The 12,437-nt window shown below is 72.3% G+C and carries 14 protein-coding genes; 5 read left to right on the plus strand and 9 right to left on the minus strand.

Annotation, left to right across the window (positions count from 1 at the left end; all coding sequences use genetic code 11):
- The first annotated feature begins 188 nt into the window (after positions 1-188).
- Positions 189-1,445 carry a serine hydrolase domain-containing protein gene (locus ACIBFB_RS00380; protein WP_397224548.1) on the plus strand — a complete coding sequence of 419 codons (1,257 nt, stop codon included), beginning with the start codon at positions 189-191 and terminating at the stop codon, positions 1,443-1,445.
- 34 nt (positions 1,446-1,479) lie between these two features.
- On the opposite strand, the gene ACIBFB_RS00385 is transcribed toward ACIBFB_RS00380, so the two are convergent.
- Positions 1,480-1,860: a hypothetical protein gene (locus ACIBFB_RS00385; protein ID WP_397224551.1), complete on the minus strand. Its 381-nt coding sequence runs from the start codon at positions 1,858-1,860 to the stop codon at positions 1,480-1,482.
- A gap of 91 nt (positions 1,861-1,951) precedes the next feature.
- Between ACIBFB_RS00385 and ACIBFB_RS00390 the strand changes: the two genes are divergently transcribed.
- A complete protein-coding gene (locus ACIBFB_RS00390; RefSeq protein WP_397224553.1) occupies positions 1,952-2,599 on the plus strand; it encodes a winged helix-turn-helix transcriptional regulator in 648 nt (215 codons plus the stop codon).
- Between the two features lie 214 nt (positions 2,600-2,813).
- Here ACIBFB_RS00390 and ACIBFB_RS00395 read toward each other — a convergent pair whose 3' ends face one another.
- Complete coding sequence (locus ACIBFB_RS00395) at positions 2,814-2,990, minus strand: DUF397 domain-containing protein (protein ID WP_397224556.1); 177 nt, start codon at positions 2,988-2,990, stop codon at positions 2,814-2,816.
- Complete coding sequence (locus tag ACIBFB_RS00400; protein ID WP_397224558.1) at positions 2,941-4,245, minus strand: helix-turn-helix domain-containing protein; 1,305 nt, start codon at positions 4,243-4,245, stop codon at positions 2,941-2,943. The genes ACIBFB_RS00395 and ACIBFB_RS00400 overlap by 50 nt, the downstream gene beginning before the upstream one ends.
- A gap of 129 nt (positions 4,246-4,374) precedes the next feature.
- Between ACIBFB_RS00400 and ACIBFB_RS00405 the strand changes: the two genes are divergently transcribed.
- Together ACIBFB_RS00405 and ACIBFB_RS00410 are read left to right on the plus strand one after the other, a co-directional pair.
- Positions 4,375-4,608, plus strand: coding sequence for a hypothetical protein (locus ACIBFB_RS00405; RefSeq protein WP_397224560.1), 234 nt, complete (start codon positions 4,375-4,377; stop codon positions 4,606-4,608).
- Positions 4,601-4,765, plus strand: a complete 165-nt coding sequence (locus ACIBFB_RS00410) for a hypothetical protein (RefSeq protein ID WP_397224563.1) — start codon at positions 4,601-4,603, stop codon at positions 4,763-4,765. The genes ACIBFB_RS00405 and ACIBFB_RS00410 overlap by 8 nt, the downstream gene beginning before the upstream one ends.
- A 197-nt stretch (positions 4,766-4,962) precedes the next feature.
- On the opposite strand, the gene ACIBFB_RS00415 is transcribed toward ACIBFB_RS00410, so the two are convergent.
- The 5 genes from ACIBFB_RS00415 to ACIBFB_RS00435 all read right to left on the minus strand — a co-directional run bounded on the left by ACIBFB_RS00415 (position 4,963) and on the right by ACIBFB_RS00435 (position 9,338).
- On the minus strand, positions 4,963-5,754 hold the full coding sequence (locus ACIBFB_RS00415; RefSeq protein WP_397224565.1) for a putative hydro-lyase: 792 nt from the start codon (positions 5,752-5,754) through the stop codon (positions 4,963-4,965).
- 14 nt (positions 5,755-5,768) lie between these two features.
- Positions 5,769-6,623, minus strand: coding sequence for a biotin-dependent carboxyltransferase family protein (locus tag ACIBFB_RS00420; RefSeq protein ID WP_397224567.1), 855 nt, complete (start codon positions 6,621-6,623; stop codon positions 5,769-5,771).
- Entirely contained in the window at positions 6,620-7,231 is a 612-nt protein-coding gene (locus ACIBFB_RS00425; protein WP_397224569.1) for an allophanate hydrolase subunit 1, read from the minus strand. The genes ACIBFB_RS00420 and ACIBFB_RS00425 overlap by 4 nt, the downstream gene beginning before the upstream one ends.
- A gap of 18 nt (positions 7,232-7,249) precedes the next feature.
- The gene (locus tag ACIBFB_RS00430; protein ID WP_397224571.1) at positions 7,250-8,008 is read right to left on the minus strand and encodes a LamB/YcsF family protein; all 759 of its coding nucleotides are present in this window, start codon (positions 8,006-8,008) and stop codon (positions 7,250-7,252) included.
- An 82-nt stretch (positions 8,009-8,090) separates the two neighbouring features.
- Positions 8,091-9,338, minus strand: a complete 1,248-nt coding sequence (locus ACIBFB_RS00435; RefSeq protein WP_397224573.1) for an NRAMP family divalent metal transporter — start codon at positions 9,336-9,338, stop codon at positions 8,091-8,093.
- Between the two features lie 161 nt (positions 9,339-9,499).
- Here ACIBFB_RS00435 and ACIBFB_RS00440 point away from each other — a divergent pair, with 161 nt between their 5' ends.
- Entirely contained in the window at positions 9,500-10,216 is a 717-nt protein-coding gene (locus tag ACIBFB_RS00440) for a GntR family transcriptional regulator (RefSeq protein ID WP_397224575.1), read from the plus strand.
- Between the two features lie 136 nt (positions 10,217-10,352).
- On the opposite strand, the gene ACIBFB_RS00445 is transcribed toward ACIBFB_RS00440, so the two are convergent.
- Positions 10,353-11,804 (minus strand): SDR family oxidoreductase, encoded by a 1,452-nt coding sequence (locus ACIBFB_RS00445; RefSeq protein ID WP_397224577.1) that lies wholly within the window; start codon positions 11,802-11,804, stop codon positions 10,353-10,355.
- Between the last annotated feature and the right edge of the window lie 633 nt (positions 11,805-12,437).

Consider the following 12,437-nt stretch of genomic DNA (forward strand, 5'->3'; position numbering starts at 1 on the left):
CCCCCGCTGCTTTCGCGTTTGCCGGGGCAGGCGAACGCGGGTACGGTACCCCTTTCGCGACAGAGAATAGCAAATAGGCTGAAACGTCATCTTTGTCGCAGGTCATCAGCGGTATCCGCGTTTTCCCCGGAGGTTTCGTGTCGCGCCGTTCCCTCTCCCTCCCCCTCGCCCCCGGTTCCCCCGCGGGTGTGTCACGCCGCGGAATGCTCGGACTGACCGGCGCGGCCGGCCTGGCCGCCGCGACGTCCGGTGTCCTCGGGACGGCGGGACGGGCCCTCGCCGCCGAGCGCACCTGGCGGGTCACCGGTGAGGACGTGGCCCCGCTCGCCCACTTCGACGACGTGATGGGCGACTACATGCGGGCGCGCGGGATCACGGCCGGTTCGCTCGCCGTGGCGAGGAACGGCAGGCTGGCCCTGGCGCGCGGGTACACGTGGGGCGACGACACCGTCGCGACCACCCAGCCCACCGACGTCTTCCGGATCGCGAGCCTGAGCAAGCCCATCGCGGGCACGGCGGTCATGCGGCTCGTCCAGGAGGGCGCCCTGGACCTGGACGCGCCGCTGGCCGACCTGATCGACCTCTCCCCGCTGCCGGGGGAGACCGCCGACCCCAGGCTGGGCCAGGTCACCGTCCGGCGCGCGCTCCAGCACCTCGGCGGATGGGACCGGAGCCTGTCCTACGACCCGCTGTGGAGCACCATCCGGATCTCCCGTGAGCGGGGATGGGAGCTGCCGCTCGGCGAGAGCGAGGTCGTCGCCCACACGAGCGGGATGGAGCTGGACCACACGCCCGGGACCCGGTACGCCTACAGCAACTACGGGTACCTGCTGATCTCCCGCGTGATCGCCGAGATCACGGGCGTGAGCTACGAGGACTACGTCGTCTCCGACATCCTCGGCGCGGTGGACATCGCGCGGATGCGCGCCGGCCGGTCGCTGGCCGCCGGACAGGAGGGCGAGGTCGAGTACAACTCGACGTACACGGCGACCTCCGCCGTGGACCCCTCGGGCGCGCAGGTCCCCTACCCCTACGGCGGGTTCAACCTGGAGATCCAGCTGGGCAACGGGGGCTGGGTGGCCTCGGCCGCCGACCTCGCGCGGTTCTGCACCGTCTACGACACCCCCGAGGCCGCCGGAGTGCTCACGCCCGCGTCGATCGCCACGGCGTTCGCGGCGCCCGAGACCGGCGGGGGCGCGACCCACTACGGCCTGGGCTGGTCCGTGCGCCCCACCAGCAGCGGTCAGAACACCTGGCACTACGGGAGCATGCCGGGCACGTACACCTTCCTCGCCCGCAGCAACGGCTACACCGTCGTGGCGCTGTTCAACCAGCGCAAGGAGGGCGACGACCTGAACTGGGCCGAGATCGACCCGAACCTGTGGAGCGCGGTGAACCGGGTCGGAACCTGGCCCACCGAGGACCTCACGCCGATCTACTTCTGATCCCCGCCGTCCGTGCCCAGCCAGGCAACTGCGTTCAGCGACCGCCCTTGGCGATGTAGTCGGCCGGGTCGTACTGCAGGCGCAGCCGCTGGATCCTGCCGTCGGCGAACCCGAAGAACTCCGTGATCCTGACGGCTCCCTTCGGCAGGTGCGCGTCGTACACCGTGGCCGTCCCCTGGGAGTCGTGGACCTCCTGGATCAGATCGATCCCGGTGACGTTGGCGATGAATCCCCTGACGCCTTCCGCGAAGCGCGCCGCGCCGGTCACCCTCCCGGCGATGGAACCCTCGAAATCGAGGTCGTCGGCGAGGAGTGGCAGCAGGTGCCGGCCGTCCTCGTAGCCGTCGATCCCGCCCGTGAGCACCCGGTAGTAGTCCTGGATCACGGCCGGTGCGTTGTCGCTGACCACGGTCATGTCGCTCTCCTCTTCCCACGGCCTCGTCGCCGTGGTTGAGAAAGTAAACCATAAGATTGAGAAGAGCAACCACCCTGCTAGAATCGTCGTCATGCGCTCGTACCACCAGTACTGTTCGATGGCGCGCACCCTGGACCTGGTCGGTGACCGGTGGACGCTGCTGATCGTCCGCGAACTGCTCACCCAGGGATCCTGCCGATTCTCCGACCTGCGGCGCGGGCTGCCCGGTATCGCCAGCAACCTGCTCGCACAGCGCCTGCGCGAAATGGAGTCGGCCGCGCTGATCGTTCGGCACGACGAGCCGCCCCCGATCGCCGCCACACTGATCAGCCTCACCGACCGGGGGCGGGACCTCGGCGGCGTCGTCCGCGAACTGACCCGCTGGGGTGCGCCGCTGATGATCGACCCGCCGGGGGACGACGCGTTCCGGATGCACTGGTTCTCGCTGCCGCTGCGCCACCTGTGCCGCGACGGAGCCCCCGACGAGCCGGGCGTCACTGTGCGTCTTGGCGACCTCGACGACGGCTGTGACATCGTCGCCGACGGCGGCCGCGTCGACGTCCGCCCGTGCTCGACCGGGCGCCGACCCGACACCGCGGTCACCGGCCCCCCCGAGGTGATCGTCGCGCTCTTCACCGGACAACTGAGCATGGGGGCGGCCCGCGCCGAGGGGCTGGTCGTGGACGGCTCCACCGCCGCGCTCCAACGCGTGCTGCCCGCGGGAGGGCCCCATGGCTGACGGCCCGGGACACCCGCACCGCGATCTCTGCGACCGCGTCGGAACCTGACCCACCGAGGACCCGCACGCCCACCTACTTCTGATCCCCGGCGATGGCCGAGGCCGCCGACCGGTGGTGCGCTCACGTGACGTCACGGGTTCGCCCACACGGGTGAGCCTCGACAGGGGACCGGCCCCCGCCGCGACGAGGCGGAGAGCGGAGCCGGTTTCCCGCTCAGCGGTCGACGCGCACCGAGGCCAGGAGTGCGGCCCACTCACCTGCGGGAACAGCGAGATGACCCAGATCCCGATGCCGAGTGTCACGGACACCGGTCACCGGACCCTCGGCGACCTCCACACAGTTATGCGCCCCGTCGCTGTAGCTCGACTTGTGCCAGACCGCCTTCGTCATCTTCGTACTTCCTTCTCACGCGTCGGAGGTAGTCCACGGACGCCCGAACGGACCTCGCATTGGCCTGCAACCTACTGAACAGAGTCACAAAGGCACGAACCATGTGCGGCTCGTCCGTCGTCTGCCCAAGGTAGACGGACTCGGCGTGGAGGACCTCTGGTGCCGAGGGTGACGCTATCAACGAGAAGGGGCCGTCAGGTCCGGCATGCGGCAATGTTCCCCACTCGTAGAGCTGCAGCTGCAACCGCCCAGAGATTGCCAGCGCGATGAGCCTGTCGATCTGCTCCCGCATGACCCGGTTCTCAGCGACTGGACGCAGAACCACCACGTCGTCAAGGACGGCATGGTACTGAGGACCGTCCTCGTCCAGGACGCGAGCAGCTCGCTCAGTCCTGATCGTGGCCTTCTCCTCGATATCGGGCTCCTTCATCCAGGGGGCACCAGCCTCGAACACCGCCCGAGCGTAGTCCTTCGTCTGGAAATTTCCTGGCACCAGAACTCCGCTGTACTGACGAATCAGCTCGGCACCGGCCTGGAGCACGTGTAGCTGCTCCTGCCAGTCAACACGCTCCGGTGCGTAGAGATCCTCGTACAGCCTCACCAGTCGGCTCCCCGCGCTGAGAAGGTCGTCGAGATCCTGCACCTTCGAGGGGTCAAGGCGCTTCCAGCCACATTCGACCTGCGAGATGAAGCCCTTGGTATACCCGAGGTGCCCAGCAACCCGAAGTTGGGTCATACCGGACTTACTCCTCGCCCTTGCTATAGCCTGCCCAAATCGTATGTCTGATATGTTCTTTTTCTTTTGATTCCCCACCCCTTCATTAAACCAAGCACGCCCACCGGAGGTCCACTGAAGTCCACCAGAGAATACCAACAATATTCCGCTATCCCCCGGATGGCCGAAATCCTTTCTCTCTCGTTGTCCTTCCGCGATTCTGGCAACTGCCGCCGCAAGCCAGGGCGGCATCCGACCCGCCTCGCGGGTCGGGGCGGCCACCGGGACGGGTCTCCGCTCACGGCTCAGGCGGACCCGGTGGTCCGGCCGTCCCGCCTCGGCACCAGGCGGGACGGCCACCCGTCCCGCCTTCCGGCGAGGGGGAGGGCGGGGCGGCCCGAAGAACGACAAAGCGCCCTGTGCCGACAGGAGTGGCCCAGGGCGCGGGGCCTCACCCCAACAAAGAAAGGGAAGACCAATGCGAAACTCAACCGACGCGTGCTCCCGAATTCCGCGAAACGGGAAAAACGACCACCCCATCCCCCTCCCCCGTCGGCCCCGGCGCGCCCACCGCGTCCGCTCCTACATCCCCCGCCCCCGCTCGACGACCGTCCCCGAATGCGTCCTGCGCGCGGCCCTGGACGGCCTCTCCCGGCTGGGGACGCACCGATGACCCGGGTCTGCGACATCCGCGAACTGTCCACGGTGTCCGAGCTGCGCGCCTGGGCCGCCGCCCACGGCGCGCGCGTCCGCCACCTCGGCCCCGATCTGGAGAACCGCCCCGTCTACGGCGCCACCCGGGGCCACGTCACCCGCGTCGCCCGAGGCGCATGCCCGGACCACCGCCCGGACACCCTGGTCTGGCACTCCCCGCTCGAACCCCCGGAGGCCGCCCATGGGTGACCACCACGAGGACCAGCCTGACCCGGTGGAGATCCCGAGCCCCCTCAGCCTCGCCGACGCGGTCGGATTCGCGCTGATCCTGCCGCCCAGACCGGAGACCGACGGCGACCCGGTCGCCCGGCTCCAGGCCGTTCTCCGCGCCGCGCTGGACTCCTGAACCACCCGATGCCCACCGTTCCCCCCGGACCGAGAACGCCCGGAGCACACCCATGGACGGCACGACCGCGTGCCCCGGCGGTCGGGGCCACGACTACGTCCCCGACCAACCCCCGGTCCGCCACGGAACGACGGCCACCGCCACCTGCGACCGCTGCGGCCACACCATCACCGCGACCCGGGGCGCGGCACCGAGGGCTACGGCACCTGGTAGTCGGCGTCCCGGACGTCGGTGACCGCCATGTGCCCGGGCGCGTGGCCGATCGCGAACTCCGGCGCGGACGCCATCACGGCCGCCTGCGGCGTCACCCCGCACGCCCAGAACACCGGCACCTCGCCCGGCCGCACCTCGACCGGGTCGCCGAAGTCGGGCCGCGCCAGATCCGCGATCCCCAGCCCCTCCGGGTCGCCCACGTGCACCGGAGCGCCGTGGACGGCCGGGTACCGCGACGTGATCCGCACCGCGTCGGCGACCCGGTCGGCGGGAACGGGGCGCATCGACACCACCAGCGGCCCGCGGAACCGCCCGGCGGGACGGCACTGGCGACCGGTCACGTACATCGGCACGTTGGTCCCGGCCTCGACGTGCCGGACGGGCACCCCGGCGGCGAGCAGCGGGGCCTCGAAGGTGAAGCTGCACCCGATGAGGAACGCCACCAGATCGTCCCGCCACAGGTCGGTGACGTCCGCGCGCTCCTCCACCAGCTCCCCGTGCCGGTACACCCGGTAGGCGGGCAGGTCGGTGCGCAGGTCGCCCCGGAACACCGGGGCCGAGGTCTGCCCCGGCTCGGCGACGTCCAGCACCGGGCACGCCTTCGGGTTGCGCTGGGCGAACAGCAGGAAGTCGAACGCCAGGTCCCGGGGCAGGGCGATGAGGTTGGCCTGCGCGAACCCCGCGCTGTACCCGGCCGTGGGCACCCGCAGCCCACGGCGGAACAGGGCTCGGGCCTCGTCGGGGGACAGCGCGGCGCGGGCGGCGGGATGGGACATCGGAAACCTCCGGATCAGAGTGTGAACCGCACCCGGGTCCCGGGAACGGCCTGGGCCGCCCGGGGCAGGTCGGCGGAGCGCACGACGGCGACGACCGGGTACCCGCCGGTCACGGGATGGTCGGCGAGGAAGAGCACCGGCTCCCCGCTCGGCGGAACCTGGAGCGCACCCGGAACCATGCCCTCGCTCGGCAGCTCACCGCCGCGCGACCGCTCCAGCGCCGGACCGGTCAGGCGGGCCCCCACCCGGTCGCTGCGCGAGGTCACCTCGTACTCCCGGGACAGCAGCGTGGCCACGGCCTCGTCGGTGAACCAGTCGTCCCGGGCACCGAGCACGACGCGCAGTCCGATCGACGGACCGCCCACCGGCGCGGTCGCCACGTGGTCGACCCGGGGGAACGCGGCGGGCGCCGGACCCACGGGCAACCGGTCCCCGGGCGCGGGCACGGCCGGGCCGAGCCCCGCCAGGACGTCGGTGCTGCGCGACCCCAGCACGGGGGCGACGTCCACGCCCCCGCGCACGGCCAGGTAGGTGCGCAGCCCTCGTGCGGGAACCCCCATGGTCAGCACCGCCCCGTCGGGCAGGTGGACGACGGAGTCCACGGCCGCGCCGCGCCCGTCCACCCGCAGCGGCACGGGCGCCCCGGTGACGGCCACCGTCACCGCCCCGCGGGCGCGCACGCGCAGACCGCCCATGGTGGCCTCCAGGGCGGCGGCGCCGACGGGGTTGGCCACGAGCCGGTTGGCCAGGGCGTAGGACGCGGTGTCGGCCGCGCCGGAGCGCCCCACTCCGAGGTCGGCGTGGCCGAACCGCCCCGCGTCCTGCACGGTGGTCATCGGCCCGGTGGCCAGGATCTCCAGCTCGCTCACGCCGCCTCCGTGAATCGCACGCGCACACCGGGACGCAGCAGCCCCGGGGGATCGCGGTCCAGGTCCCACACCCGTACGTCGGTGCGGCCGATCAGCTGCCACCCGCCCGGGGAGCTGCGCGGGTACACCCCGGCGAACTCCCCCGCCAGGGCCACCGCGCCGGCGGGCACGCGGGTGCGCGCCTCGGGGCGTCGGGGGACGTGCAGGCGTGGGTCGTCGCCCACCATGTACCCGAACCCGGGCGCGAAGCCGCAGAACGCGACCGTCCAGGTGGCGGCGGTGTGGGCCTTGACGACCTCCGCCGCGGTGAGCCCGGTCAGCGCGGCGACGTCCGCCAGGTCCTCGCCGTCGTAGGTGACCGGGATGGTGACCGTGCCGCCGTCGGCCTCCCGTCCCGCCCCGCCCAGGGGAAGCGCGGTGACGGCTGCGGCGACCGCGTCGGTGTTCGTTCCGGGCTCCACCCGCAGCAGCACGGTGCGGGCGGCGGGGACGACGTCGGTGACCCCGGGCACAGGGTGCGCCGCGAGCGCGGCGCGCAGGGCGATCACCTCCGTCAGGTCGGCGACCTCCACCAGCAGCCCGGTGTCGGCGCACCTCAGGACGCGCACGTTCGGTTCCTTTCCGGTTCAGGCGGTGAAGGCGGCGAGGGCGACGCCCTCGGCCCTCAGCTTGTCGGCGACGGTGCGGGCGATCGCGACCGCGCCGGGGCTGTCGCCGTGCACGCAGAGCGAGTCGGCCCCGATCCGGATCTCGCTGCCGTCGATCGCGGTGACCGGCTCGCCCCGGGCGATGCGCAGGCAGCGTTCGGCGATCCGGTCGGGGTCGTGCAGGACGGCGCCGGGTTCGCGGCGGGAGACCAGGGTGCCCTCGGGGGTGTAGGCGCGGTCGGCGAAGGCCTCGCGGTGGGTCGGCAGCCCGGCCCGCTCCGCCAGCCGCAGGAACTCGGAGCCGGGCAGGCCGAGCACGGGCAGGTCGGGGTCGAAGGAGCGGACCGCCTCGACCACGGCGCCCGCCTGGTCGGTGTGGTGCACGATCGCGTTGTACAGGGCGCCGTGCGGCTTGACGTAGCGGACGCGGTCCCCGGCCGTCCCGGTGAACGCGGACAGCGCGCCCAGTTGGTAGAGGACGTCGTCGGCCAGTTCGCCGGGCGGCATGTCGATGAAGCGCCGCCCGAATCCGGTGAGGTCGCGGTATCCGACGTGCGCGCCGACGGCCACACCGCGGTCGGCGGCGTCGCGGGTGGTGCGCCGCAGCACGGTCGGGTCTCCGGCGTGGAAGCCGCAGGCGACGTTGGCGCTGGTGACGACGGACAGCAGGGCCTGGTCGTCGCCCAGTTCCCAACGGCCGTGGCCTTCGCCCAGGTCGGCGTTGAGGTCGATGCGCAACGTGGGTCCTCCTCAAGGGGTCGTGCCCCGCCCGTGCCCGGCGGCCGGGGCCGGGCGGGGCACGGCGGGGTCGGGGTGTGTCCTACTGCCAGAGCGCGGCGATGCCGCCGAGCGCGTTCCAGGCCATGTAGAGCGTCAGCGCCCAGGCGGCCCAGCCGATGGCGAGCAGCCAGCGCGGGTAACGGTAGCCGCCGAGCAGGTCGCGGGAGCGGCGGGTGGCCGCGTAGAGCATGACGCCGAGACCGACGGGCAGGATGGCGCCGTTGAGCGCGCCCGCCAGGACGAGCAGCGTGGTGGGCGCCTGCCCGGCGACCAGGAACACCGCCAGCGAGACCCCGACGAAGCCGGCGACCAGCAGGCCTCGGCGCTGGGTGAGCACCGGGTGGAAGGTGGTGACGAAGGAGACGGAGGTGTAGGACGCGCCGATCACGGAGCTGACGGCGGCGGCCCAGAAGATGACGCCGAACACCCGCAGCCCGACCTCGCCCAAGGCCACGCGGAACACCTCCGCGGCCGGGTTGGCGGCGTCCATGATGGCGGCGCCGCCCGCGACCACGCCGAGGATCGCGAGGAAGAGCACGACCCGCATGACGCCGGTGACGACGATGCCGGTGACGGAGGTGCGGGTGACGGCGGAGACGTTCTCCCTGCCGCCCTTGCCCAGCTCGACCAGGCGGTGCGCGCCCGCGTAGGTGATGTAGCCGCCGACCGTGCCGCCGATGAGGGTGACGGTGGCGAGGAAGACGTCGCTGCCGAGCTGGTCGGGCAGGACCGACTGGCGCAGCGCCTCCCCGACCGGCGGCCGGGACACGAACGCGACGTACAGGGTCAGGGCGATCATCACGACGCCCAGCACGACCAGGATCCGGTCCAGGGCGACCCCGAGCCGCGCGACGCCGAGGATGACGACCGCCAGGACCGCGGACAGGAGGGCGCCGATGCGCGGGTCGAGGCCGGTCATCGCCTCCAGGCCGAGTCCGGTCCCGGCGAGGTTGCCGACGTTGAACACCAGGCCGCCGAAGACGATGAGGGCGGCCAGCAGGTAGCCCGCCCCGGGAAGCACGCGGTTGGCGAGGTCCTGGGCACGCATGTCGGCGACACCGATGACGCGCCAGATGTTCAGCTGGACGGCGATGTCCACCAGGACCGACACCAGGATGGCGAAGGCGAAGGTGGCGCCCAGCTGGGCGGTGAAGGTCGTGGTCTGGGTGATGAAGCCGGGTCCCACGGCGCTGGTGGCCATGAGGAACAGTGCTCCGAGCAGGCCGCTGTTCAACGCGACGCGTCCGGGGCGGGGGCGCACTCGGGAGGGGGCGGAGGAGTCGTCCATGGGGTGTCTCCGGGTGTGGAGGGGGATCGGTGTGACCCACACCATCGTGGGATTGTTGAACAATACTTCAATCCAACGGGTCTGGTAAAGACCCGGTAAGTAAATTCGATCCCGCCGTACGTAACATGGAAGGGACGATCCCGCCCCTCGAAGGAGCCCACGTGACGGCCACGGACGACCTCATCGACCGGCTCCCCGAGCCACCGGAGGCCCTGGTCCGTGCGACCAGCCAGGCCGAACGGGTCGCCGACATGCTCCGGGTCTTCGTCATCGACGGGGCGCTCGCCCCCGGGATGCGCCTGTCCGAGGAGCGGCTCAGCCGCAAGTACGGGGTTTCCCGCAACACCCTGCGCGAGGCCTTCCGCCTCCTGTCACGGGAGCGGCTCCTGGTGCACCAGATGCACCGGGGCGTCTTCGTCAGCCGACCGACCAGCGACGACGTCCGCGACCTGTTCAGCGCGCGCCGGACGTTGGAGATCCCCGCCGTCCGGGGGGCGCGGCACGCCTCCGCGGAGGCGGTCGCCGCCGTCGGCGCCGCCGTGGACGAGGGCGAGGCGGCGCGTGAGAAGGCCGACTGGTGGGGCATGGGCACGGCCAACATGCACTTCCACCGGGCGCTGGCCGGGCTGGCGGACAGCGCGCGCATCGACGAGTTCATGAGCCAGGTGCTGGCCGAGACCCGCCTGGTCTTCCACGTGATGAACGCGCCCGAGCAGTTCCACGCCCCGTACCTGGACTGGAACCGGCGGATCCACCTCCTGCTGGCCCAACGCGACGCCGACGCCGCCGCCGCCGAGCTGTCCCGCTACCTGGACACCTCCGAGGAACAGCTGGTCACGGCGTTCACGGCGATGGAGCGGGGTTCGGACGGCTCCTGACCGCCGACCCGTCCACGAGGTCGCCGAGGCGCCCGGGAACGCCGAGCGGAACGGGAACGACCGGCGCCTGACCGCCGCCTCCGCGAGGGCCGCCGCCGACACGACGTCGGCCGACACGCGCCGACGCCCCGGCGCTCTACGCCTCCCGCTCGGCCCGCCGCGCGATGTTGCGGGCCATCGAGCCGAACACCAGGCCGTGGAACGGGGTGACCGCGGCCCAGTACAGGTGCCCGAACAGGCCCCGGGGGTGGAAGAGCGCGCGTTGGCGGTAGACCGTGCGGCCCCCGTCCCGCTCGACGCCCAGGTCGAGCCACGCCGGTCCGGGCAGCCGCATCTCCGCGCGCAGCCGCAGCAGCCGGCCGGGAACGACGGACTCCACCCGCCAGAAGTCGACCGAGTCACCCGTACGCAGGCGGGCGGGGTCCCTCCGGCCCCGGCGCGGACCGACGCCGCCGACGGCGAGGTCGATCCATCCGCGCGCGGCCCAGGCCAAGGGCCACGAGTACCACCCCTGCTCGCCGCCGATGCCCTCGATGACCGACCACAGCCGTTCGGGCGACGCGTCCACGACCCGCGAACGCTCGTCCGTGTACAGGCTTCCGCCCGCCCAGTCAGGATCGGTGGGCAGCGGGTCCGACGGGGCGGTCGGCCAGGCGGCGGACGACCACCGCGTGTCCACGTGCGCCTGGTCCACCCGGCGCAGCGCGAGCCGCACCGCCTCGTCGAACCGGAGCCGGTCGTGGTCGTCGAGCAGGTCGGACAGGTCGTCCTCCCGCGTCACCGCGTCGTGGCGCAGCGACTCCACCAGGGGGCGCGCGATGGACGGCGGAACGGGTGTCACGAGCCCCACCCAGAGGCTGGACAGGCCCGGCGACAGGAGCGGTACCGGGAGGATCCACCGACGGCGGATCCCGGCGATCTCCGCGAACCTCTGGATCATCCGCGCGTAGGTGAGCACCTCCGGACCGCCGATGTCGAAGGTTCGGTTGATGCCCTCCGGCAGCTCCGCCGACTCCACGAGCAGTCGCAGCACGTCGCGCACGGCGATGGGCTGCACCCTGCTGCGCACCCACCGGGGCGTGGTCATGACCGGCAGGCGCTCGGTCAGGTGCCGCAGCATCTCGAAGGACGCCGACCCGGAACCGATGATCACCGCCGCGCGCAGCACCACGGCGGGCACGGAGGACGCCAGCAGGATCTCGCCGACCTCCGACCGCGAGGACATGTGCGGGGAGAGCGCGACGCCCGGCGGGGCCAGACCCCCCAGGTAGACCACACGGCCGACCCCCGCCTCCTCCGCGGCGCGGGCGAAGGTGCGTGCGCCGCGCGCGTCCTGGCTCACGAAACCGCCCCCGCCGGACATCGCGTGCACGAGGTAGTAGGCGACGTCCATCCCGGCCGACGCCTCGGCCAGGCCGGACCCGTCGAGCACGTCCCCGCGTACCACCTCGGCCCGGTCGCGCCAAGGGTGGTCCCTGAGCTTGTCGGGATTGCGCGCCAGGCACCTGACTTCGTGGCCAGCGTCCAAGAGGCGGGGCACCAGCCGACCCCCGACGTATCCGCTGGCTCCGGTCACCAGTATTCGCACGACGCCCAGACCTCCTCACGGGCCCGGTGCCGCGGGGCGGCCGGACGCCTCTCCGGGGTTCCATCGCGCCTTCCCCATCGGTGTTCCCCGTGGGAGCCGACCGCATCCGGCCGAGACCGGTTCACCGCCGGAGCCGACTGGCCGCCGCCCAGGTCACACCGTGCCTCCCCGGACCTCGGCGCCCCGGCCGCCGAACCGAGGAGGCGCAGCGCCCCGGCCGCCGAGCCGAGGAGGCGCAGCGCCCCGGCCGCCCGGGGGTCGAGGTCGAGGAACTGCCCGGGGACGGTGGCCCCCGACCCCCCTGAGGTGAACGGGGCGGGAGGGCTTCCGGACACCCCCTGTGGTGACCCGAACAGTCGAGCGTGCCCAAACCCCCTTTCCAGTGACGGACGTGCGGACCGGTGTGGGGCTTGGGGCGGGTGTTTGCTGGACCGGACACCCCCTGTGGTGACCCGAACAGTCGAGCGTGCCCAAACCCCCTTTCCAGTGACGGACGTGCGGACCGGTGTGGGGCCTGGGGCGGGTGTTTGCTGGACCGTCCACCCCCCGCTCCTGGGGCCGGGGGTGTCATCACTTCGGAATCACGTTCCCACGTGGTGACCGCCGCCTGCATATCTGTGGACCGCCAGCGGT

This window comes from Nocardiopsis sp. NPDC050513, from assembly GCF_044457925.1.
GTDB lineage: Bacteria > Actinomycetota > Actinomycetes > Streptosporangiales > Streptosporangiaceae > Nocardiopsis.

What these genes read in the sequence shown, in the direction of transcription:
- ACIBFB_RS00385 (WP_397224551.1), bottom strand. Translation starts at nt 1,860, where the DNA reads ATGACCGTGGTCAGCGACAACGCACCGGCCGTGATCCAGGACTACTAC.
- ACIBFB_RS00390 (WP_397224553.1), top strand. Translation starts at nt 1,952, where the DNA reads ATGCGCTCGTACCACCAGTACTGTTCGATGGCGCGCACCCTGGACCTG.
- ACIBFB_RS00395 (WP_397224556.1), bottom strand. Translation starts at nt 2,990, where the DNA reads ATGACGAAGGCGGTCTGGCACAAGTCGAGCTACAGCGACGGGGCGCAT.
- ACIBFB_RS00400 (WP_397224558.1), bottom strand. Translation starts at nt 4,245, where the DNA reads ATGGGGTGGTCGTTTTTCCCGTTTCGCGGAATTCGGGAGCACGCGTCG.
- ACIBFB_RS00405 (WP_397224560.1), top strand. Translation starts at nt 4,375, where the DNA reads ATGACCCGGGTCTGCGACATCCGCGAACTGTCCACGGTGTCCGAGCTG.
- ACIBFB_RS00410 (WP_397224563.1), top strand. Translation starts at nt 4,601, where the DNA reads ATGGGTGACCACCACGAGGACCAGCCTGACCCGGTGGAGATCCCGAGC.
- ACIBFB_RS00415 (WP_397224565.1), bottom strand. Translation starts at nt 5,754, where the DNA reads ATGTCCCATCCCGCCGCCCGCGCCGCGCTGTCCCCCGACGAGGCCCGA.
- ACIBFB_RS00435 (WP_397224573.1), bottom strand. Translation starts at nt 9,338, where the DNA reads ATGGACGACTCCTCCGCCCCCTCCCGAGTGCGCCCCCGCCCCGGACGC.